Here is a 22293-nt window from a genome sequence, read left to right as displayed (position 1 = left end):
GAGCGGAAAAAACAGAATGTTGCGCCGCAGCGCCGAACGCGGCCAGCAGAATAACAATTTTGTTATACTCATTCTAGCGCCTTCGGTGCTCCAGACGCGTATTTGTGGGATGACAGCATGCTCAAGAAAGTTGATTCGTCTCAATTAAAAGTGGGCATGTACGTCCATGACCTCAGCTGCGACTGGATGACGCATCCGTTCGTGCGCAATCGTTTTCTGTTGCGCAGCGATGATGAAATCCGCAAGATCTTGCAGGCCGGCATCCATGACGTGGTGATCGACAGCGGCAAGGGCCTCGATGTGCAGGATGCGCCCACGGTGGCGCAGGCGCAGGCCGATACGGAACGCGAACTGGTGCAGATCGCCACCCCGCCGCAGGTAGTCACGCGCGTGTCGCTGGGCATGGAACTGGCGCGCGCCACGCAGGTGCGGCAGCAGGCATCGAGTCTGGTGCGCACGGTGATGGCCGATGTGCGCCTGGGCAAGGCCGCCGAGATCGACCGCGTGCAGCACACGGTGCAAGATATCACCGAATCGATCTTGCGCAATCCCGGCGCCCTCGTCGGCTTGTTGCGCATCAAGAACAAGGACGATTACACCTTCTTGCATTCCGTCAGCGTGTGCGCGCTGCTGGTGGCGTTTTGCCGCTCGCGGGGCGTCGATGGGGCCACCACGCACCAGGCCGGCCTGGGCGGCTTGCTGCACGACACGGGCAAGGCGCTGGTGCCCGACAGCGTGCTGAACAAACCCGGCCCTCTGACGCCGGAAGAATTTGCCCTGATCAAGCGCCATCCGCGCGATGGCTACGATATCTTGCGCCGCTCGCCCGAGCTGGGCGCCATTCCCCTCGACATCGCCCTGCACCACCATGAGCGGCGCGACGGCAGCGGCTACCCGGACCAGCTGGCCGGTGACGCCATCAGCGAGCTGGCGCAGATGGCCGCCATTGTCGACGTGTATGACGCGCTGACGTCCGACCGCAGCTATCACAAGGGCATCGCCGCCGCCGAAGCCTTGCGCAAGATTTATGAGTGGAGCAAATTCCATTTCAATCCCGTGTTTGCGCAGGATTTCATGCGCTGCGTGGGGATCTATCCGGTCGGCACCATGGTGATGCTGGAATCGGGCCGCCTGGCCGTCGTCATCGAGGCGCACGAGAGCAATCTGCTGGCGCCGAAGGTGAATGTATTTTTCAGTACGAAGAGCAATGCCTACATCAAGCCCGAGACAGTCGACCTGTCGCGCGGCTTCGGCTTCGGCGGCGGCGACAAGATCGTCGGCCATGAGTCCGCTGCCAAGTGGCAGGTTGATCCCATGCGCTTTTTATCGCTGGCGGATGCCTAGAAAAATTCTGCGGTATCGTTCGAGGCGATGGTCGTTAATAAACCTTTCGCTACCAGCTCGTCGTAATGGCAAGCCAGGTTGCGGCCATGGCTCTTGGCGTAATACAAGGCCTGGTCGGCACGGCCCAGGATGATGACGGGCGCCTCGTAGGCGTTGATGCTGACGAAGCCCACGCTGACGGTGACCCTGCCCACTTGCGGGAAGTCATGCGCCTCGACATTGGTGCGGAAGCGGTCGATGATTTTCTGCGCATTTTTCAGGGTGATCGAGCGCAGCAGCACGACGAATTCCTCGCCGCCGAAGCGGAAGATACGGTCTTGCGCGCGGAACGACGATTGCAGCTGGTTGGCGATCAGGATCAGCACTTCATCGCCATACAGGTGGCCGAATTTATCGTTGACCAATTTGAAATGATCGACGTCGATCACGGCCAGCCATTGCCGTTCCGTGTCCGTATGGTGGCGCCGTTCTTCATCGATGAGGCGCGGCTTGTCTGCTTCCGGTTCGCCGCGGCTATGCAGGATTTTTGCCAGCTGGTCGTCGAAGGTCTTGCGATTCAACAAGCCGGTGAGCGAATCGCGTTCGCTGTAGTCGAGCAGGTTCTGGAAATTGCGGTACACGCTGACGATGCCGCCGATCACCTGGATGGTGGCGCCCGTGTACGGCGTGGGGTTGGTGATTTCCAGGCAGGTGGTGACCTGGTCGCCGATCCAGATGGGTAGCCACAGCAGGTGGCGGCCGTCGGCGCACAGGGTATCGGCGCTCGCTTCATGGCGCGCGATGCAGGCGGCCAGCGCCGGATAGTCCGACAGCGGTTCACCCGGCAGCGCCGGGTCGGGATTGTCTTCCATGCGGGCCACGCTGCCCGCCACGATGATGGCCCGCGACCGCACGAACACCTGGCCACGCACGGTGGTCAGTGCCAGCACACGGGTCTGCGACGCGGCAGCGAGTTCTTGAACTGCCGAGATCACGGAGATGTCGAGCATCGTGTGGTCGCGGTGCCCCGTCATGTCCACCATGTGTTTCAGTAGGGAATCCATTGTCGATCTCTGGAAAGTAGTCACACAAGATTCTTCATACCAACATTGCGTCAAGCAATTCGCGTCCGTCTACAAGAAGCCAAGATTTATTTGGTGGCATGACGCTCTGTACCGCAGGGCGAGAGGCCGTTCCAAAGAAGAGCTAAGCAGGATAATGTCTTTTTGCCTAATAGGCAATTAACGTATGCAATATTTCATGTAAATACATGAGATTCATGCACTGCATTGCAAAAAACTTGCGTTGACGAAGGCTTTCAATCCTGATCGCAACATTTGTTTGCTTCAGCCGTCATTTCAACAAGGTTTGATAATTTCCGTGCGGAAACTTGTGGAGCGTCAATTTGCCAAAACGTAGACACTTTATAGTCAATGCAATGGCGCAGAAATTTACGGCAGGAAACATATTAGCAGGTATGGGCATTGTTTCACACCCGATTGTGCCAGGGACTTGTGATTCACTTTTGGGAGCTTGTCATGCGTACCTTCCTGTCGGCAGTACAGCAGTTTGTCAATGATGAGGATGGCATTACGGCAATCGAATACGGCTTGATTGCGGCCTTGATGGCTACCGCCATCACGGCCGGTTTCTTGCTGATCAAGACCAACTTGCTGGCCGTCCTCACCGACATTTCCTCGAACCTGGTGTTGACGCCCTAAGCGGGTGCCCGTCGCTGGCCGGCCGGTGGCGGGTTTTTTCAGGAGGTGTGCCATGCCTGCATTTGCCTTGTGCGACCTGCTGTTGTTGTGCTTTGTGACGGGGGCCGCCGTCAGTGATTTGATACGCCGCAAGATACCGAATGGTTTGGTGCTGTCCGGCATCCTCGCCGCGCTGGCCTTGCACCTGTGGCTGTGGCCGCAAAGCGTGCCATCGTTGTGGCTGGGCGGCATGGCGACGGGCTTCTTCCTGTTTCTGCCTTTATACGTGCTGCGCGGCATGGCCGCCGGCGACGTCAAGCTGATCGCCATGGTGGGTGCCTTTGCCGGTCCTTGGTCCGTGCTGCAGATCTGTTTCGCCACCTTTGTGCTGGGCGGCCTGATGGCCGTGCTGATGATCACGTACCAGGGCAAGTGGCGCGCCTGCCTGGGCAATCTGCGCCAGCTGCTGTGGCCAATGATCGCGCGCATGGCCGGCATTCCCCTGGCGCCCGCCGCACTGGGCAGCGGCGCCAGCGTGGGCAACATGCCGTACGGACTGGCCATTGCCTTGGGCGGCCTGGCGGTGCAAGGGCGGCATTATTTCTGATTGTTATTCATTGCTCTGAATCAATGGGCGCCAGTTTCCGCTGGCTAGAATGAATTCTGTTCAATGCAGTCTTAACCGGCTTGGAGACACAGGATGACCGAGGTCGACTATTCCATGAGCACCGAGAGTGCGCCGCGCCCCGCCGACGCGAACCTGATGCCGCCCTTGCCGCCGCAGCCGAAAAGCTTGCGCGAAACGGGCCTGGAGCGGCCGCTGGTGGTCGAACTGATCGCCAAGCTGATGTATGTGGGCGGCAAGACGCACCTGTCCGCACTGACGACGCGCCTGCGCCTGTCGCTCAATGTCTTGCGCGAAGTGCTAGATTTCATGGTGGCCGAGCAGATGGCCGAAGTGGCCTGGCGCGGCGAATCCGATATCGACGTGCAATACCAGCTGACGGGGGCCGGCAAGCAGCGCGCCAGCGCCTTCCTTGAGCGCTGCGCGTATATTGGCGCCGCCCCCGTCACCCTGGAAGCGTACCGCGCCATGGTGGCGCGCCAGTCGTGGCTGGCGCAGGAACCGCGCGTCGGCAGCGATGACCTGGCCGCCGTGCTGGGCAGTGCCCATGCGGGGCCGGGCATGCTCGACGTGGTGGGCGCGGCCCTGCATTCGGGGCGCTCGCTGCTGCTGTACGGTCCGCCCGGCAGCGGCAAGTCGACCCTGGCGCTGCAACTGGGCCAATTGCTGCACGGACTGGTCGCCGTGCCGTACGCCATCCTTGTCGGCCAGGACATCATTCAATGGTACGATCCGGCCCAGCACCTGCCGCCCGCGCCGCAGCATGTCAGCCATGCGCGTCAGGCGCTGGAGCGGCGCAGCACCGACATCCGCTGGGTGCTGTGCCAGCGTCCCGTGATCCATGTGGGCGCCGAGCTCGACGCGGGCATGCTGGAGCTGCGCCATGACGCCAGCGGCGGCTGCTACCAGGCGCCGCCCCATGTGCGGGCCAATAACGGCATGCTGATCATCGACGACCTGGGCCACCAGCGCCTGGGCGCGCAAGCGCTGCTGACGCGGCTGATGCAGCCGCTGGCGCGCGGCTGCGACCAGCTGGGCCTGCCCGGCGGCGTGCAGATCAGCGTGCCGTTCGACAACGCCCTGGTGCTGGCCACGAATGTGCGGCCGGGCGAGCTGTTCGATCCTGCCATGCTGCGCCGCATCGGCTACAAGGTACAGGTGGGGCCGCTGGCCGAGAGCGCCTATCGTGCCCTGTTCCGCCAGCAATGCCGCCTGGCCGGCATGGCCATCGATGAACTGGCCCTGAACCACCTGCTGCAGCTGCATGGCGCGCAGGGACGGCCCTTGCTGGCCAGCTATCCGCAGGAATTGCTGGCGCGCATAGGCGACTTTGCCGGTTTTTCCGGCTGCGAAGCGCGCCTGACGGTGGTCGCCCTGGAGCAGGCCTGGAGCAGCCTGTTTGCCAGCTGCGACATGCCGGCCGCCAGCCTGTGCGAGCGCATCGCATGAAAAACCGGCGCGCCCTTTTGATGATGGGCCTGGCGGTCGTGCTGGGCCTGCTGGCCGTATTGCTGGCCTCGCACTGGCTGCTGCGCCAGACACCGGCCGGCAAGGGCAAGATCGTCGTCGCCGCCAGCGATGTCAACCTGGGCCAGCGCCTGACGCCCGAGATGCTGCGCCTGGCCGTATGGCCGGCGGAAAGCTTGCCGCAAGGCGCGCTGCAAGACCCGGCGACATTGGCGGGACGGGTGCTGAAAACCAGCGTGCTGCGCGGCGAGCCGCTGAGCGAAGCCAAGCTGGCGCCGGTGGGCACCCTGGGCGGCCTGTCGGCCCTGATCACGGAAGGGCGGCGCGCCATCACCGTGCGCGTCAACGATGTGATCGGCGTGGCCGGCTTTGCCTTGCCGGGCAACTATGTCGACATCATCGTGAGTACCCAGCAGGATGCCGGCGACCGCGCGTTTCCGCAAAGCCGCAACATTTCCAAGATCGTCCTCGAACGCATCCTGGTGCTGGCCGTGGCGCAGGAAGTGGGACGTGACGAGACCAAGCCGCGCGTGGTCAATGCGGTGACCCTGGAAGTGACGCCGGAACAGGCGGAAAACCTGGACCTGGCGCGCAGCGTGGGTAGCTTGTCGCTGGTGCTGCGCAACCAGGTCGACCCGCAACCGGGCGTGACGGCGGGCGCCACCAAGCTGACCTTGCTGGGCGGACCGCACGAAGCCGACGAGCCCGCTCCTGCCGCCGCGCCCGTGCTGGCCGTGGCGCAGCGTCCCGTACGCGTGGCCAAGGCGCCGCCGGAGCCGCTGCGCCAGTGCAGCGGCGTCATCGACGGGACGCGCCAGTCGCGCGAATGTTTTTAGCCAACCATGGACACCCTCATGAACCGCGCCCTGCTGACACTGTGCTGCCTGCTGTTGCCGCTTGCCGGCGCGGCCGCCGATCCTGGCCCGCGCTGCGGCGGAGAAGCGGCGACACCCGGCAACTTGCAGCTGCAGGTGGGCAAGTCGAGCATGCTGCGCCTGCCCGAGGCAGTGCTGGCCCGCAGCGTCGGCAATCCGGCCGTGCTGCAAGCCATGCTGGTGGCACCCGACACCCTGTACCTGGTGGGTGTCGATGTGGGCAGCACGAATATGATCATCCAGGGACGCAGCGGCGTGTGCAGCGTGGTGAACGTCAGCGTCAGCATGGACCCGGCCGGCTTGCAAGCCACCCTGGCGGCCCTGATGCCGGAAGAAAAAGCCATCCGCGTGACGGCCGTGGCCGATACCCTGGTGCTGTCGGGCACGGTGCAGGATGCGGGCGCCGTGCTGCGCGCCGTCGAGCTGGCGCACGCCTATGTGCGTCGCGCAACGCCGCCGCTGGCGCTGCCCAGGCCCGCCGATGGCGCTGCCTTGCCGGTGGTGGCCACCGTGCCCGGTGGCGGCGCGGGTGGCGCGAATAGCCGCGTCATCAATATGCTCGACGTCAGTGCGCCGCAGCAAGTGATGCTGGCCGTGCAGATTGCCGAAGTGTCGAAGTCGCTGCTGGAGCGCCTGGAAGTGGGCGCCACCCTGCGTTTTGCGTCTGGTAGCTGGGCCACCACCTTGCTGTCGAATTTCCTCATTGGCACGGCCAATGGCGTGTTCGATGTGCGCAAGTCGAATGGCCAGCAGCTGACCATCGAGGCGCAGAAACAGGATGGCCTGGTGCGCATCCTGGCCGAACCGACGGTGATGGCGATCAGCGGGCAAGAGGGCAGTTTTTTGGCCGGCGGCAAGATCTTCATTCCCGTCGGTCAGGACAACAACAAGATCACGCTGGAAGAGCGCGAGTATGGCGTCGGTCTGCGCTTCACGCCCACCGTGCTGTCGGGCGGACGCATCAATTTGAAGGTGGCGCCGGAAGTATCGGAACTGTCGCGCGAGGGTGTGGGCATTTCCGCCGCCGGTGTCAGCGGCCGCTCGATCCTGCCCGTCATCACCACGCGGCGCGCCTCGACCACGGTGCAGCTGTACGACGGCCAGAGCTACGCCATCGGCGGCTTGATCAAGAATAACCAGGTGAGCAATATCACGGGCGTGCCCTGGTTCAGCGAAGTGCCCATCCTGGGCGCGCTGTTTCGCAGCACGGATTTCCAGCATGACCGCACGGAATTGCTGTTCGTCATTACCGCGCACCTGGTGAAACCCTTGCCGGCCGACGCCGTGCTGCCGACGGCGCAGCTGGCGCCCCCCTCGCGCACGGACTTGATGTTGGGCGGCAAGATGGAAGGCACGCTGGCGCCGCCGTCCGTGCCGCCGCTGCGCGCGGCCCATGGTTTCGAGCTGAAATGAGACGGGGAGACATGCCATGCCGAACTCGCTTTTGATGTCGCTGCGGCAGCTGGCGGCGCTGCTGCTGGCACTGCAGCTGGCCGCCTGCGCGCACGGCAGCACGCCGCAGTTGGACGGGCGCTTCGGCGACGCCGTGCGCCTTGCCATGGCGCAGCAGGTGCGCGATCCGGCCAGCGCCGGCAATCGCACGCCGGCCGATGGTCTCGATGGCCCCAGTGCGCACGCCGTGATGCAGCGCTACCGTGCCTCGTTTGCCGAACCGAACGGACAGGCGCCGCAGCCCGTGCAATTCATGCTGGGAGGCGGCAATGGCAAATAGACGCCAGCGCCAGCGCGGGGCGATGCTGATCGCCTTTTCCATCCTGCTCATCGTGGTGCTGGGTTTTATCGGCCTGGCGCTCGACGTGGGGCAGGTCATCGGCCGCAAGACGGAATTGCAGAACCTGGCCGACAACGCGGCGCTGGCGGCGGCGTCCGAACTGGTGGGTACGCCCGAGGGCCTGCTGGCTGCCGTGGAAAAAGCCAAGAGCAGTGCGGCCGACAGGAGCGCATGGCGGCGCCGCATGGAGGGCGCCGTCCTGTCGGACGCCAGCATCCGCTTCGCCAGCGCACCCGACGCGCCCGCCAGCGAGTGGCATGCGGCGGGCGCCGTGCCCGATCCAGCCACGGCGCTGTTCGTGCGCGTCGATACGCAGGCCAATGAGCCATCGCTGGGGCGGGTGGCGACGGCGTTCCTGGGCGCCTGGTCGCCGGCGTTGCGCACCTTGGAGACTGGCGCGCGCGCGGTGGCGGGGCGGTCCAGCCTGCACCTGACCCCGCTGGCCATCTGCGCCTTGTCGGGCAGTGCTGCCAGCCCGCGTACGAATGCCGCCCTGCTGCCGGCCGTCGAGCTGCTGGAATATGGCTTTCGCCGCGGCGTGGCGTATAACTTGTTGAAGCTTAATCCGCATGGCCCGGCGGCCGAACATTTCGTGCTCAATCCGCTGGGCCGGCCGGGCCTGCTGGGTTCGTCGCTGCAGGTCAGCGAGTCGAGCGTGCTGCCGTTTGTCTGCAGCGGCACGGTGTTGTACCCGCGCATCGGCAGTGCGTCGGTGCACGTGCACCGGCCCTTTCCCGCCGCACTGTGGCCGGCTTTCAACGCGCGCTTCAACCAGCATGCGGGCAGCGGCTGCCATCCCGTCACGGCGCCGCCCGACACGAATATCCGCGCGTATCCGAATACGGCGGTGAACTGGTGGATGACGAACACGCCCGACGCACCCGGCGCCCTGAGCACCGGCAATCCGCTGCTGTCCGTGGCCGATCCGGAATCGAATGCCACGCCGCCGGCGCTCGGCAGCTATGGACCGTTATGGTCGTTTGGCCGGGCGGTCAGGTACAGCAGCGTGAAGCCGCCCGGCGGTTATTTACCGTTTGCCACCAGCGACTGGCCCAAGCTGTATCCGGCTAGCCCGGCCGCGCCGGCCGCCAAGTCCGGTTATCCTGCCACGCCGCCATACCAGACGCTGGCTTACCAGACGGCGCCCACCGGCAACACGGGCGTGCCGTTGCGGCGCGCGCTGCACATCGCCTTGCTGGCTTGTCCCGTGCCGGCAGGCAGCGACGTGCTGGCGCAGGTGCGGGGCATCGGCCGCTTCTTCATGACGGCGCCGGCGGGTAATGGCATGTTGAGCGCCGAATTTGACGGCCTGGTTGCCGAGGGCACGCTGGAAGGTCCCGCGGAGTTGCTGCAATGAAGCCACCCTGCCGCACGCCACGCCGCCAGGATGGTGTCGCCGCTATCGAGCTGGCCCTGATCCTGCTTTTTTTCATGGGCCTGTTGCCCTTCGTGCTGCTGTTCGGCCGTGCGCTGCTGGTGTACACGGCCCTGCAGAAAAGTACGCACGATGCGGCGCGCTACCTGGCGACCATGCCGCTGCCGCAGATTGCCAAGAGCGAGATGGCGAACCAGGGCGCCGTGTTTGCCCGGCAGATGGTGGTCGAGGCGATGGCCGAAAGCTGGCCGGACATCCAGCCGTACCGGGTCAGCGTGGAATGCGTGTATGCCGACGATTCCTATAGCTGCGGCAGCTATCCGACGGCGCCGCTGCAGGTGCGCATCAAGGTGACCGTGCACATGCCCGTCGATATGCTGCCCGAGCTGACGCGCAAGTGGCTGCCGCAGCTGGCGCCGATCCCGCTGCGTGCCAATGCGACATTGCGCTATGTTAACTAAGCTGCGCCGGCACATCCAGCGGCAGCGCCAGGGCGGCGTCTTCGCTGTCGAGTTCGCCATGCTGGCGCTGCTGTTCTTCCTCTTCCTGTTTGCCCTGCTGGAAGTGGCGCGCGCCGTCTACGTGTGGAACATGGTGCATGAGATCACCCGGCGCGCGGCGCGCGCCGCCGCCGTCACCGATTTCAGCAATGCCGGCGCCTTGCAGGCCGCGCGCGCGCACGCCGTGCTGCGTGCCGCGCCGGGCGCGCTGCCGCTGGGCGGCGGCATCAGCGACGCGTATGTGCGCATCGACTATCTGTCGCAGGCCGCTGGCGGCGCCGCGCTGGCGGCAGTGCCGGTGACGGTGATGCCAGGGTGTCCGCAACGCAATCGCATCAATTGCCTGGACGACCCGCATGGCGCCAGCTGCATCCGCTTCGTGCGCGCGCGCCTGTGCGTGCCCGGCGATGGCGCGCGCTGCGAGAGGGTGCCGTACCGTCCCGTCCTGCCGCTGCTGGGGATGATGTTTCCCGCCGGCGCAGGGGCCGTGCGTTTGCCCAGCGGGGCCACCATGGCGGTGGCAGAGTCGCTGGGCTATCCGGACAATCCCGGTTTTTGTCCATGAGCGTCGATCCGCTGGCGCAGCCGAATGTACTGTCTTGAATGAAGGAGTGGTGATGAAAGCCCTGATGATTACCCGCGACGCCAGCTTGCACGATGAAATCGCGGCGCAGGGCGCGGCCCGCATGCCGGTGTTGCGCCTGCTGGAGCGGCGCAGCGGCCTGCGCGATGCCGTCGAGCGCATGCTGCCTGAAGCGCCCGAGCTGGTGATCGTCGACGCCAGCGGCATCGACGCCGACGAGGCGGACTTGCTGGAACGGCTGGCGCGCCAGTATCCGCTGGCCGTGCTGATGCTGCTCACGCGCGGCCAGCAGCAGGATGTGCTGATCCGCGCCATGCGCGCCGGCATGCGCGAAGTGCTGCAACTGCCGCTGGTGCACAAGGCCTTGCATGAGGCGATGGACCGCGTGGATATCCAGGCCGGCGTGACGCAGATGCGCGATGGCAAGGTCCTTGCCTTCATTTCCTGCAAGGGCGGCAGCGGTGCCACCTTTTTGTCGACAAATTTTTCCTACGCGCTGGCCAGCCTGGCCGGCTGCAAGGTGCTGCTGATCGACCTGCATGGCCAGTTCGGCGACGCCACCCTGTATGTCTCGGACCAGAAGCCGGCCATGACCCTGTCCGATATCTGCGCCCAGATCGCGCGCATGGATGGCGCCTTTCTTGCCTCGTGCCTGGTGCATGTGACGCCCAATTTCGGCGTGCTGGCGGCGGCCGACGACCCCGCGCACAAGGTCGACATGCAGCCCGAGCACATGGACCGCATCCTGGCCGTGGCGCGCCAGCACTACGACTACATCGTGCTCGACGTGGGGCGCCAGATCGACGCGCTGTCGCTGCGCGCGCTCGACAACGCCGACGCCATCTACCCGGTGCTGCAACTGGCCTTGCCCGACATCCGCGACGGGCGCCGCCTGCTCGACATTTTCCGCTCGCTCGGCTATCCGGGCGAGCGCCTGCGGCTGATCGTCAACCGCTATGAAAAGGGCGGACGCCTGCGCCTGGCCGACCTGGAACAGGCGCTGGGCGCGGAAGTGGTGCACACGGTGCCCAACGATTATGTCGCCGCCACGGACTCCGTCAACCAGGGCATCGCGCTGCTGCAGCTGTCGCGCACCAGCGCCGTGGCGCGCAGCCTGGCCGAACTGGTGGAGCTGGTGACGGCGCGCCGCGTGACGGAAAGCCGCGGTCTGTTCGACCGTTTGTTCAGCCGCAGCGAGGCCTAGGACAGGGAGATAGGTCAAGGCTCCCGCCGGGGGCCATCATGGGAGCCGAGATGACTTTACGCGAACGCCTGGCGGCGAATGAAACAGTGCGCCCCGCCAGCAATGGGCAGGGCGCGCTGGCGCTGCACGCCTACCAGGAGCTGAAAAAGACCATGCACCAGACGATACTCGACCGTATCGACCTGGAACGCCTGAAACGCCTGACGGCCGAGCAGTTCAAGCACGAGCTGGCGCTGCTGGTGCAGCGCGTCATCGAGGAAGAGCGCATCGTGCTGAACCAGCATGAGCGGCATAGCCTGGTGCTCGACATCCAGCACGAGATGCTGGGCTTTGGCCCGCTCGAACCCTTGCTGGCCGATGCCAGCGTGTCCGACATTCTGGTCAATACCTGCGACAAGGTGTATGTCGAGCGGGGCGGGCGCTTGCAGCTGACGGACGTGACGTTCCACGACAATGCGCACCTGATGAAGATCATCGAAAAGATCGTCTCGCGCGTGGGACGGCGGGTCGACGAATCGAGCCCGATGGTCGATGCGCGCCTGCCGGACGGCTCCAGGGTCAACGCCATCATTCCGCCGCTGGCCGTCGATGGCCCGATCCTGTCGATCCGCCGCTTTGCCGTGCAGCCTTTGAGCATCGCCAACCTGCTCGACTACAAAAGCCTGACGCCGCCCATGGTGCAGGTGCTGCAGGCGCTGGGCCAGGCCAAGGTCAACATCCTGATTTCGGGCGGCACGGGCAGCGGCAAGACGACCCTGCTCAACGTGCTGTCCGGCTTCATTCCCGGCAGCGAGCGCATCATCACCATCGAAGATGCGGCCGAACTGGCGCTGCGCCAGCCGCACGTGGTGCGCCTGGAAACGCGGCCGCCGAATATCGAGGGCAAGGGCGAAGTGAGCCAGCGCGCGCTGGTGCGCAATGCGCTGCGCATGCGGCCCGACCGCATCATCCTGGGCGAGGTGCGCGGCGCCGAGGCGCTCGACATGCTGCAGGCGATGAACACTGGCCATGAGGGTTCGCTGGCGACCATTCACTCGAACACGGCGCGCGATGCGCTGGCGCGGCTGGAAAACATGGTCGGCATGGCCAGCGTGAACCTGACGCCGCGCGCCACGCGCCAGCAGATCTGTTCGGCCGTGACGGTGGTGATGCAAGTGTCGCGCCTGACCGATGGCGCGCGCAAGCTGGTCAGTCTGCAGGAAGTGACGGGCATGGAAGGCGACATCATCGCCATGCATGAAATCTTCCGCTTCGAACAGACGGGCGTGGATGCCGCAGGCAAGGTGCTGGGCCACTTTTGCGCCACCGGCGTGCGCCCCCGTTTTACGGAACGCTTGCGCATGTTCGGCGCGCCGGTACCCGATAGTGTCTTCGATCCCGACCGCATCTACGAATAAGGAGGGCAAGCATGGACCTGGTCTTCTATGGTTTCGCCGTGTTGCTGTTTGCCGCCTGCATCCTGATGGTGGAAGGGGCCTGGCTGTGGTGGGCGGGCACGCATGGCGGCGCGGCGCGACGCATTAACCGCCGCTTGCGGCTGATGGCAGCGCGCGGCGAGGCGGGCGGCGAGCGGGTCTCCATCCTCAAGCAGCGCCGTTATGCGCGTGCGCCCGGCCTGGAGCGTTTGCTGCGGCGCGCGCCACAGGCGGCGCAGCTCGACCACCTGCTGCTGCAATCGGGCTTGTCCTGGTCGGTGGCGCAATTCATCGGCGTCACTGCTGCCCTGTTGCTGGCGGCCTTGCTGCTGCTGGCGGTCTGGCCCATGCCCTTGCCTGGCGCCTTGCTGCTGCTGTCCGGCGCTGTGAGCGGACCGAGCCTGTTCGTACTGCGCGCGCGCGCGGCGCGGTTGAAAAAGATCGAGGCGCAATTGCCGGAGGCGGCCGATTTCCTGGCCCGCGCGCTGCGCGCCGGCCACTCGTTTTCGAATGTGCTGCAGATGGTGGGCGATGAATTGAGCGAGCCGATCAGCGGTGAATTCAAGATGGCGCATGAAGAAATCAATTACGGCGTGCCGATGAACGAGGCGCTGCAAAACCTGGCCGCGCGCATTCCCCTGACGGACTTGCGCTACCTCGTCATCGCCGTGCTGGTGCAGCGCGAATCGGGGGGGAATCTGGCCGAAGTGCTGGTCAGCATCGCGCGCATCATCCGCGCCCGTTTGAAACTGCTGGGGCAGGTGCGCGTGCTGTCGGCCGAGGGGCGCATGTCGGCCTGGGTGCTGGGGCTGATGCCGGTGGTGATGATCGGCGTCATGGCGCTGGTCAACCCGCAATACATCCGCCTGCTGTGGACCGATCCCAGCGGCATCAAACTGCTGTGGTACGCGGCCGGCATGGTGGCGCTGGGCGTGGTCTGGATGCGCAATGTGATACGTATCAGGATATAACAACAGGGGGTGGCATGAACGGTTCGCAACTGCTGTTTCTCGTGATTGTCTTCGTCGTGGTCGTGGCGCTGGCCCTGCTGGCATGGCTGATCTTCTTTCCTGGCACCTTGCGCCAGCGCCTGTTTGGCGCCATGACGCCGGCCGCCAGCGACGCGGTGGCCGAGCATGGCTGGGTGGAGCGCGTGGCACGCGTGGCGCAGCCGTTCAGCAAGCTGTCGTTGCCGGAAGAGGGCTGGGAACGCTCACCGCTGCGCACGCGCTTCATGAACGCGGGCTGGCGGCAAGCCAGCGCGCCGGCCCTGTACTTTGCGGCGAAGACCGTGCTGGCCCTGCTGTTTCCCACCGTGCTGGGCCTGTATGCGGCCAGCGCCATGGCGGCGCAGCTGCGCAGCGTGCTGCTGTTGCTGCTGTGCGTCAGCGCCACCATCGGCTACTACCTGCCGAACCTGGTGCTGGCCAGCACGGCCAAGCGGCGCCAGCGCGACATCTTCGAAAACATCCCCGATGCGCTCGACTTGCTGACCGTGTGCGTGGAAGCGGGCCTGAGCCTGGAGCGCGCGCTGGTCAAGGTGTCGGGCGAAATCCACATCAAAAGCGTGGTGCTGGCGCAGGAATTGCAACTGGTGCTGATGGAAATGCGCGCCGGATTTTCCAAGGAAAAGGCGCTGCGCAATCTGGCCCTGCGCAGCGGCGTGGAAGATGTAGACACCCTCGTCGCCATGCTGATTCAATCGGAACGCTTCGGCACCAGCATGGGCGATTCGCTGCGCGTACATTCGGAAAATCTGCGCAGCAAGCGCAGCTTGCTGGCCGAGGAGGCGGCGGCGAAGATCGCCCTGAAACTGCTGTTCCCGCTAATCTTTTGTGTCTTTCCCACCCTGATGCTGGTGCTCATGGGGCCGGCCGTGATCGAAGTCTATCGCGTGCTCGTGCCGGCCATGGCCAGTCGCTGAAAGGAGTCACCATGCGCATGACGCTCTCCCGCCTGGCCGCCGCCTGTGCCTGCCTGGGCCTGGCCGCCTGTACCACGCAATTGGCCCGTGCACCGGTGCCGGCATGGCCTGACGCCCATGCCGCCTATGTGGCGGGGCGCCAGCATTTCGAGCGGGGCGACCTGCCCGCCGCGCAGGCTGCCTATGCGCTAGCGTTGCGCCATGCGCCGCGCCACGTGAACGCGCGCAACGGCCTGGCCGTGCTGCACGCGCAACGGGGCGAGCATGACGCTGCCATCGCCCAGTGGCAGGCGCTGACGCAGGAAACGGGCATGGCGCGGCCGCGGCAGGCCTACCTGTTCAGCAATCTCGGTCATGCCTATTATCTGAGCGGACGCGACGCGCAAGCGTTGACTGCGCTGGAACAGGCGTGTTTGCTCGATCCGCTCAATGCGCTGGCCTGGCGGCATCTGGCGCAGGTGCTGCAGCGCCTGGGACAGCACGAGCGCGCCGCCCTCATGCAGCGCCAGGCGGCCAGCTTGCAGGAACATGATTTGCGGCGCGACCTGGCCTTGTTGCGCGACGCGGCGCCGCCGCAGCTGGTGTCCGCGCCTGCGCCGGTGCAGGATGCGCCCGCCATGGCGCGGGTGGAGATCACGCAAAACGATGGTATGGCCCAGCTGCGGCGCGTGCCCGCCGCCGCGCCGCCGCGGTCCGTGGCGGCGGTTGGTGCGTCACATCCGCGCCTGGAAATTGTGAATGGCAACGGCGTGCCGGGCATGGCAGCCGCGCTGGCGCGCAGCCTGGCCGGCGGTTCCGTGCAAGTGGTGCGTCTGGCCAATGAAACCAGCTTCCAGGTAGCGCGCACGCGCGTCGAATACCGGCCCGCGCAAGAGCAGGCGGCGCGCCAACTGGCCCGCCAGCTGGGGACGCAGGTGCCGACCCAGGCCGCCGACTGCCCTGTCAGCGAGCTGCGCCTGGTACTGGGGCGCGACCTGAGTGACCCGGTCGTGTTGCACCGCTATTATCTGCAGCAATTGCAGCTGGCGCGCCAGGCGCTGGCCCGGCTGGGCTAACGCGCCCCTGCCAGTAACTATGTCGGCTGGCGGCGGCGCGTGAAGGCCAGGGCGGTCAGTCCCAGGCCCAGCAGGAACAGGCTTCCCGGCTCCGGCACGGCCAGGGGATCGATGACGACGATGTCGGTGCGCGTGGATTTGGAAAAGTTCAAGGTATAGCTGCCGGCGGGCATGGCGAAATTCGAGGTCAGGGAAAACAGCGCAAAGCCATTCGTGAAGGTGCGCCCGGTAGCGGGGTCATTCGTGCCGGCCGTCAAGTTCAGGCTGAAAGGGTCGAGGCTGCCGGCGCCATGGTTGCCGTTGATGTCGCTGCCATTGTTCGGGTTGCCGTCGGGGGCGAACTGGAAGATCACGCCATCGGCATTCGCGTTCGACAGGCAGCCGACGGGGCTGGCGCTGTTGCAGGAGATATTGAAGATATCCATGATCGACACGCTCGACTTGTCGCCCGAGGTCGTCACGCTGGTGCGCAGGTCGCGCCGTCCCATGAAGCTGAAGGTGATGAAGCCGGCGCTCGACAGGGTCAGGTTGACGGAACCGGTGAGCGTGTCGGCGGCCATGGCCGTGGCGGCGCCGACGGTGTTGCGCTGTGCTTCCGCCACGGCTTGCACGCTGGCGCCGCCTTTGAGCATATTGCCGAAGGCGTGCGCATCGCCGCGCGCGAATTCCAAGGTGGAACTGGGACTGGGTGCGTAGTGGTTTTGCGGCAAGCCGCTGCAGCCGCCGCCCGAACACACTTGCAGCACGTCGGCGTTGGCGGCCGGCCCGGTATTGACGGCGCGCGGATTGACGGCTACGCCACCCTCGAAGAAGGCGCTGTCGCTGGCATTGCGGTTGGCGCCGGTCAGCGACAGCGCGCCAGTGCTGGTGGTGATGCGGAAATTGTTCAACTCATTGACGGCCAGGCCGTAGGCGCCGGCCTGCGCCTGACCGCTGGCCAGCAGGCTTGCCGCCGCCAGCGCGCCCAGCCAGCCCAGGGTCTTGCTTCGTGTGTGATCGACATTCATCGCAGCCTCTTATCGTGGTCAGTCTCGGGAAATCCGGCGGACAAAGAATCCAGAATGACTTGCCTGGATTCATTTCGTAGACACAGATAAGCAGCTTGCATGCCACACAAAAAAAGCAATTTGAATCAACTGCTTGCGCAAAGCGGACCGGGCTGCATAGGGCCTGGTGTAAGAAAGGCCGACGCCGCTTGGCGGACGGCGTCGGCTCGCCTCAGGTCCCGCGGTGATAGCCCAGGTGGCCACCCGAATTGCTTGCGCAACCGCAACCGATGCGCGCCACTTCCTCACCTTCTGTCAATTTCCAGTTGGTAATGGTCGTGTGCTGCCAGTCGATGTCGCTTTTCTTGACAGGTTTCACCGTCAAGGTGCGTTGCTCCACATCCGTGTATTCCATCAGCTCCTCATCGTCGGCGATGTCGACATGGCGGTGGATCAGGTAAATGCCGAAGCGCTCGAGCGCGCCATAGCGCTGTAGTACGTCGCGCAATGCGCGAAAGCAGGCCAAGTCCTCGGGGAGCAGCGGGTCGACGGCGGAAATATCGGCAATGGCTTGCCATAGCATGGCGTGGATGTTCAGGCTGTGCATGATAGGCTCCTGTGCCCCGTGATGAGTGGCCCAGGCTGCCGGAGGGGCGCCGGCACGCCTGGCGAAATACCCATCGTGGCCGCGAAGCCGATGCGGCGCTTGCGCCAGATCAAAGGTGCGGCACAGCGTATCTCGTCCGATCATTGCCCGGTAAAATAGGCCATGGCAAACAAAACCCCCACCTTCCCCGGCGCACGCACGGGCCGCGGCCAGGTCCTGGCCGTGCTGCTGTCGAACCGCGACCAGTCCGGCGCCGAACCCCTGCAAGGCCGCGTCTCCCTGGCCGCCATCGTCAAAGCGCTCAAACGCAAATACCACTGGCCCATCGAGACGCACAGTTTCCCCGCGAATACGCAGGATGGCCGCGCCAGCTGGGCAACCGTCTACAGCTTGCCGGAAAAGATGATCGAGGCCGCGCTGGAGGCCGGCGGCCGGGAGTGGCTGGAGAGCCGGGGAGTGCCTGGGCGGCGGTGAGCGCGCCGCCTTGCATTATTCCAGCCTGAAGCCGACCTTCAGCGTGACCTGGAAGTGCGCCACCTTGCCATCGACGATATGGCCGCGTGATTCGGTCACTTCATACCAGTCCATATGCTTGACCGTCAGCGCCGCCTTGGCAATGGCATCGCGTATCGCCTGATCGCTGCTCTCGGTCGATGTGCCGACCAGCTCGATCAATTTGTAAGTGTGTGCGGACATGATGTTTCCCCAGGTAGGCAAGCCAGACATCGGGAGCCTGCTTTGCGCAAGCACGTGCTCATCTTGCGCCTAAATGTGCTGGCAGTCATTGCGCGGTGCAGCAATGCGTCAACCTGGATGACGATGCTTTCCAGTGTCCTGGATGGCTTCCACAGGCGGTAGAAAAGAAAAAAGGGCTACCAACCGAAGCGGGTAACCCTTTGATTTTCTACTGAATTCTGGTGCGACTGCCGGTTTCATATTCTCCTATGAAAAATAGGAAAAAATCAGATTGATACCAACAAAAATACCAACAAAAAATAAGGTGTCTCAGGCTGTAATCGAAAAACAACGGCCGCACTTAGTTCGCGCCGAGTTTCGCGCCGGGACGTCCACAGGTCGGGTGGTGCGGCTGAGCAACTGGGAGGCGGCATCAGAAATTGGAAGCTCCTTATGGGAGCTGGTGCCGGCGCCGCACTTGGTGAGAGCGGCCGTCTCTGGTGGTCGCGTGCGTCGTCGTTGCTCAGTGCCGTCGTGTTAGCTGTGCGCTTATGAAACTATAGGTAACGGCTCGCGTTTGAAACTGCTCTGCTCGCATTCGTCGCTGATTTCGCTCACAATACCTGTACGGTACAATCGCCCGAAGGCAACTTCTGATTTCTGCCAAAAGCGGTACTTTGTAGAAGACGAGGCTGTCAGTCGCTACTAGACCAAATTATTAGCGGCTGGCGAGTCTGAACGACAAGGAGATATGATGGAGGCAGGAAAAAACCAAAACGACAGTAAGGCGATCCAAAATTTATTTCGTCTGCTCCTCGATCCTGATCTCATGATTTTTATCAACAAACGTAAACTGTGCGGTTCTGAACTCTTGCAGCGCGCAATTCAGGTGGCGTTCGATCAGCACAGCGTGCACAGAAATTCAACCAGACTTATTTCTTTAATATCATTTCTACACGGAACAGCAGAGGGAGCAGCTCTTGTTTCGAGGCTTAAACCAAACTTCGAGGTTGTCTATGATGCAGGAAAGCAGCCAAAGTTAAGGAAAGTTTCGCTTCTCGAACAGTTAGCTGGGCCTGCCCCTGCTCAAACGCAAAGGAGCTCCGCGCCTTTGATAACTAATCGTATTCGAGATGTTGATAAAAGTGAGGATATCTTAGATTCACGTCTTATGTTTCCTGGAAGCTATGGAAGTGGACGGCGGCGATGACATCCTTTCGCTCACTACCGCTTCATCGCCTGGATTATCCAAAAGCAGTCCCCGTAATACATTTTTTCGTAGATGGGATCTGACGTGCAGTGGAACAGAAAACCAGGTTAAGTATTGGCATGACCCCATGCCTGTCAGATTGAGGCCACAGACCATGACGCGAGGGCGTCAGGCAATGCAGAAAGCGATGCTAATCTGACTCGGGTGTTATTTTCAGAAGACTACTGCTCGAATGTCAGGAGTCGGTTGCACCGACTGAAACATGTCTGGGGTGACCACAGAATTCGGAAAAAATAGTACGCTAAGCTTAAAACTACAGCTGAGCACTTCGGGTGGTGACGGAAATGCTCTAAAGTACCGTTTCTGAATACCCAGCGGTCCGACAGGGTTTTACGTGCACATTGGTGCTTGGCGACGAATGCTGTCATTTTCAGAAGGCGACTGCCCTAATGTCAGGAGCCGACTGCATCGACTGAAGTGTGCTTCGCGCGTACTCGCATGATGGACTGGCGAGTCGTACCGTAGTCACGGGCAATTTTGGCCACTGACTCGCCAGCCAAGAGGCGTACCATCGCATCAGCTTGCTGCGCTGTCGTCAACGCCGGCCGTCGTCCTAACGTCTTTCCTTCAGCACGCGCACGTGCCAGTCCCGCCTGGGTTCGCTCCACCAGAAGATCACGTTCAAACTCGGCCACTGCACCTAACACGCTCATAGTCATCTTGCCAGCAGCGCTGGTCAAATCGACGCCGCCGAGCACTAAGCAATGCACACGAACAGAATTGGCTGCAAGGTGCTCAACTGTGGCCCGAACGTCCATGGCGTTACGACCAAGCCGGTCCAACTTGGTCACGATTAGCACATCGCTAGGCTCAAGACGGTCAAGCAAGCGAGCAAACTGCGGGCGCTTAGCGGCTGCAACGCTACCGCTAATGCTTTCGCGAACGATCCGACGTTTGTCTACGGCGAAACCAGCGAACTCGATTTCAGGTATCTGGTTGTCGGTGTTTTGATCGACGGTACTCACTCGTGCATAAATGAAAGTTCGGGACATTGGCCGGCCAAGTTAGTACGAAATGGGTGTACTAATTGTAATGCATACCCGATATCGAACCAGCTATTCTTCGGACACTAGATTTCCGGCAGTACGAAAACGATCGTTTCCGTACTGCCACACATGAGTTAAGCTACACCCTGCGGACTTTCGCACCCAAGGATAAGAAAATAAAACAATGTTTGAACAAACCTTTAAGAATATCGACGATATCCTGCACAAGGATGCAGGCTGCACCAGTGAACTGGACTACACCGAACAATCATCGTGGCTGCTGTTCCTGAAATACCTGGACGCACTGGAGGCGGACAAGGCTACCGAGGCCGAGCTGGAAGGCAAGGCGTACACCTTCATTCTGGACAAGGCCTACCGTTGGGAGACTTGGGCCGCACCCAAAACGGCAGACGGTAAGCTAGACCACAATACCGCATTGACTGGCGACGACCTGACGGAATTCGTGGACCGCAAGCTGTTTCCCTATCTAGCAGGCTTTAAGCAGCGTGCCACTGGCCCTAACACCATCGAATACAAGATCGGTGAAATCTTTGGCGAGATCAAAAACCGCATCCAAAGCGGCTACAACCTGCGCGATGTAATCGAACGAGTGGATGAACTGCGCTTTCGTGCCCAGACCGAAAAGCATGAACTGTCGCACCTGTACGAAGCCAAGATCAAGAACATGGGCAATGCCGGGCGCAACGGCGGGGAGTACTACACGCCACGCCCCTTGATTCGCGCCATGATAAAGGTGCTGGACCCCAAGATCGGCGAACGCATCTATGACGCCGCGTGCGGATCGGCAGGCTTCCTGTGCGAGGCCTTTGAATACCTGAGTCCCAAGGCGACCAAAGCCGCCGATCTGACCACGCTGCAAACCAGGACCTTCTACGGTAAAGAAAAGAAGAGCCTGGCTTATGTCATTGCGATCATGAACATGATCCTGCACGGCATTGAGGCCCCCAATGTCATCCACACCAACACGCTGGGCGAGAACGTCAATGACATCCAGGAGAAAGACCGCTACGACGTAATTCTCGCCAACCCGCCTTTTGGCGGCAAGGAACGCCAGGAGGTGCAGCAAAACTTCCCGATCAAAACCGGCGAGACTGCCTTCCTGTTCATGCAGCACTTCGTCAAGTCGCTAAAAGCCGGTGGCCGGGCTGCCATCGTTATCAAGAACACGTTTCTCAGCAACACCGATAACGCCAGCGTAAGCCTGCGCAAGCTGCTGCTGGAAAGCTGCAATCTGCATACCGTGCTGGACTGCCCCGGAGGCACGTTCCAGGGCGCGGGTGTGAAAACCGTGGTGCTATTTTTTGTAAAGGGCTCGCCTACCAAGAAGGTTTGGTACTACCAGCTCGATCCTGGTCGCAACATGGGCAAGACCAATCCGCTTAACGATGCGGACCTGAGTGAATTTGTGGAGCTGCAAAAGACCTTTGCGGATTCTGGAAAGAGCTGGAATGTGGAAGCGGCAGGCATTGATCAGGCCACGTTCGACCTGTCAGTGAAGAATCCAGATGCCGGTGAAGCGGTGGTGCATCGCAGCCCGCAGAACATCATGGATGAGATTGCGGCGCTCGATTCGGAGAGCGCTGAGATTCTGGCGAATATCAAGGCACTGCTATGAGGGGCGGGTGGCAAACGGTTCCGATGGCAGAGCTGTGCTCGATACAAAGTGGAAAGTCCGATACGAAGGATGCTATTCCTGATGGTGAATACGCATTTTTTGATCGATCAAAAATAATAAAGCGTAGCGCCAGATTCCTTCGCGACTGTGAGGCATTGATCATTCCTGGGGGGTGTACTGAATTCTGTGTAAACGGTTTTTCGTTTAAGTCTGCGGTACCCGGTCTTCAAACTGGATGGCGAAGCGGTTCAGTGCCGCTTTCCAGTCCCGTATTGGCATCGTCCACTTCTTGCTA

General features: G+C 62.7%; 23 protein-coding genes. 18 read left to right on the top strand and 5 right to left on the bottom strand.

What is annotated here, in order from left to right; genetic code table 11:
* Positions 1-117 precede the first annotated feature (117 nt).
* Positions 118-1344 (top strand): HD-GYP domain-containing protein, encoded by a 1227-nt coding sequence (locus CSZ94_RS18275; protein WP_102122836.1) that lies wholly within the window; start codon positions 118-120, stop codon positions 1342-1344.
* On the opposite strand, the gene CSZ94_RS18270 is transcribed toward CSZ94_RS18275, so the two are convergent.
* Positions 1341-2387 (bottom strand): GGDEF domain-containing protein, encoded by a 1047-nt coding sequence (locus CSZ94_RS18270; RefSeq protein WP_102122816.1) that lies wholly within the window; start codon positions 2385-2387, stop codon positions 1341-1343. The two genes, CSZ94_RS18275 and CSZ94_RS18270, sit on opposite strands and share 4 nt — an antisense overlap.
* Positions 2388-2861: 474 nt before the next feature.
* Between CSZ94_RS18270 and CSZ94_RS18265 the strand changes: the two genes are divergently transcribed.
* The 14 genes from CSZ94_RS18265 to CSZ94_RS18200 all read left to right on the top strand — a co-directional run bounded on the left by CSZ94_RS18265 (position 2862) and on the right by CSZ94_RS18200 (position 15838).
* The gene (locus CSZ94_RS18265; protein ID WP_102122815.1) at positions 2862-3044 is read left to right on the top strand and encodes a Flp family type IVb pilin; all 183 of its coding nucleotides are present in this window, start codon (positions 2862-2864) and stop codon (positions 3042-3044) included.
* A gap of 52 nt (positions 3045-3096) precedes the next feature.
* Positions 3097-3630, top strand: coding sequence for an A24 family peptidase (locus CSZ94_RS18260; protein ID WP_102122814.1), 534 nt, complete (start codon positions 3097-3099; stop codon positions 3628-3630).
* Positions 3631-3723: 93 nt separating this feature from the next.
* Positions 3724-5097, top strand: coding sequence for an ATP-binding protein (locus tag CSZ94_RS18255; RefSeq protein ID WP_102122813.1), 1374 nt, complete (start codon positions 3724-3726; stop codon positions 5095-5097).
* On the top strand, positions 5094-5951 hold the full coding sequence (cpaB, locus tag CSZ94_RS18250) for a Flp pilus assembly protein CpaB (protein ID WP_102122812.1): 858 nt from the start codon (positions 5094-5096) through the stop codon (positions 5949-5951). Before CSZ94_RS18255 ends, cpaB begins: the two co-directional genes overlap by 4 nt.
* Positions 5952-5969: 18 nt before the next feature.
* Positions 5970-7403 (top strand): type II and III secretion system protein family protein, encoded by a 1434-nt coding sequence (locus CSZ94_RS18245; protein ID WP_102122811.1) that lies wholly within the window; start codon positions 5970-5972, stop codon positions 7401-7403.
* Positions 7404-7419: 16 nt separating this feature from the next.
* The gene (locus CSZ94_RS18240; RefSeq protein ID WP_146009839.1) at positions 7420-7722 is read left to right on the top strand and encodes a hypothetical protein; all 303 of its coding nucleotides are present in this window, start codon (positions 7420-7422) and stop codon (positions 7720-7722) included.
* Positions 7712-9139, top strand: coding sequence for a pilus assembly protein TadG-related protein (locus tag CSZ94_RS18235; RefSeq protein WP_102122809.1), 1428 nt, complete (start codon positions 7712-7714; stop codon positions 9137-9139). Before CSZ94_RS18240 ends, CSZ94_RS18235 begins: the two co-directional genes overlap by 11 nt.
* Complete coding sequence (locus CSZ94_RS18230) at positions 9136-9618, top strand: TadE/TadG family type IV pilus assembly protein (RefSeq protein ID WP_102122808.1); 483 nt, start codon at positions 9136-9138, stop codon at positions 9616-9618. Before CSZ94_RS18235 ends, CSZ94_RS18230 begins: the two co-directional genes overlap by 4 nt.
* Positions 9608-10222, top strand: a complete 615-nt coding sequence (locus tag CSZ94_RS18225) for a TadE/TadG family type IV pilus assembly protein (protein WP_102122807.1) — start codon at positions 9608-9610, stop codon at positions 10220-10222. The genes CSZ94_RS18230 and CSZ94_RS18225 overlap by 11 nt, the downstream gene beginning before the upstream one ends.
* 52 nt (positions 10223-10274) lie before the next feature.
* A complete protein-coding gene (locus CSZ94_RS18220) occupies positions 10275-11444 on the top strand; it encodes an AAA family ATPase (RefSeq protein WP_102122806.1) in 1170 nt (389 codons plus the stop codon).
* Between the two features lie 50 nt (positions 11445-11494).
* Entirely contained in the window at positions 11495-12841 is a 1347-nt protein-coding gene (locus tag CSZ94_RS18215) for a CpaF family protein (protein ID WP_102122805.1), read from the top strand.
* 11 nt (positions 12842-12852) lie between these two features.
* Entirely contained in the window at positions 12853-13830 is a 978-nt protein-coding gene (locus CSZ94_RS18210; RefSeq protein WP_102122804.1) for a type II secretion system F family protein, read from the top strand.
* 14 nt (positions 13831-13844) lie between these two features.
* A complete protein-coding gene (locus CSZ94_RS18205; RefSeq protein ID WP_102122803.1) occupies positions 13845-14783 on the top strand; it encodes a type II secretion system F family protein in 939 nt (312 codons plus the stop codon).
* A gap of 11 nt (positions 14784-14794) precedes the next feature.
* Positions 14795-15838 carry a LytR C-terminal domain-containing protein gene (locus tag CSZ94_RS18200; protein ID WP_102122802.1) on the top strand — a complete coding sequence of 348 codons (1044 nt, stop codon included), beginning with the start codon at positions 14795-14797 and terminating at the stop codon, positions 15836-15838.
* 17 nt (positions 15839-15855) lie between these two features.
* Here CSZ94_RS18200 and CSZ94_RS18195 read toward each other — a convergent pair whose 3' ends face one another.
* Complete coding sequence (locus CSZ94_RS18195; RefSeq protein WP_102122801.1) at positions 15856-16845, bottom strand: EDSAP-1 family PEP-CTERM protein; 990 nt, start codon at positions 16843-16845, stop codon at positions 15856-15858.
* 211 nt (positions 16846-17056) lie between these two features.
* Entirely contained in the window at positions 17057-17431 is a 375-nt protein-coding gene (locus CSZ94_RS18190; protein ID WP_102122800.1) for a hypothetical protein, read from the bottom strand.
* Positions 17432-17593: 162 nt separating this feature from the next.
* On the opposite strand from CSZ94_RS18190, the gene CSZ94_RS18185 reads away from it, so the two are divergent.
* Complete coding sequence (locus CSZ94_RS18185; protein WP_102122799.1) at positions 17594-17905, top strand: hypothetical protein; 312 nt, start codon at positions 17594-17596, stop codon at positions 17903-17905.
* A gap of 15 nt (positions 17906-17920) precedes the next feature.
* Here CSZ94_RS18185 and CSZ94_RS18180 read toward each other — a convergent pair whose 3' ends face one another.
* Positions 17921-18127 carry a dodecin gene (locus tag CSZ94_RS18180; protein WP_034753599.1) on the bottom strand — a complete coding sequence of 69 codons (207 nt, stop codon included), beginning with the start codon at positions 18125-18127 and terminating at the stop codon, positions 17921-17923.
* Positions 18128-18857: 730 nt separating this feature from the next.
* On the opposite strand from CSZ94_RS18180, the gene CSZ94_RS27690 reads away from it, so the two are divergent.
* Positions 18858-19316, top strand: a complete 459-nt coding sequence (locus CSZ94_RS27690; protein ID WP_146009838.1) for a hypothetical protein — start codon at positions 18858-18860, stop codon at positions 19314-19316.
* 452 nt (positions 19317-19768) lie between these two features.
* Here the strand turns inward: CSZ94_RS27690 and CSZ94_RS18175 are convergent, their stop codons facing one another.
* On the bottom strand, positions 19769-20368 hold the full coding sequence (locus CSZ94_RS18175) for a recombinase family protein (protein ID WP_102122798.1): 600 nt from the start codon (positions 20366-20368) through the stop codon (positions 19769-19771).
* Positions 20369-20546: 178 nt separating this feature from the next.
* On the opposite strand from CSZ94_RS18175, the gene CSZ94_RS18170 reads away from it, so the two are divergent.
* Positions 20547-21998: a class I SAM-dependent DNA methyltransferase gene (locus CSZ94_RS18170; protein WP_102122797.1), complete on the top strand. Its 1452-nt coding sequence runs from the start codon at positions 20547-20549 to the stop codon at positions 21996-21998.
* Positions 21999-22293 lie beyond the last annotated feature (295 nt).

It is taken from the genome of Janthinobacterium sp. ROICE36 (assembly GCF_002869965.1).
Taxonomy (GTDB): Bacteria; Pseudomonadota; Gammaproteobacteria; order Burkholderiales; family Burkholderiaceae_D; genus Janthinobacterium.
This window is presented reverse-complemented; position numbering and strand designations above follow the sequence as displayed.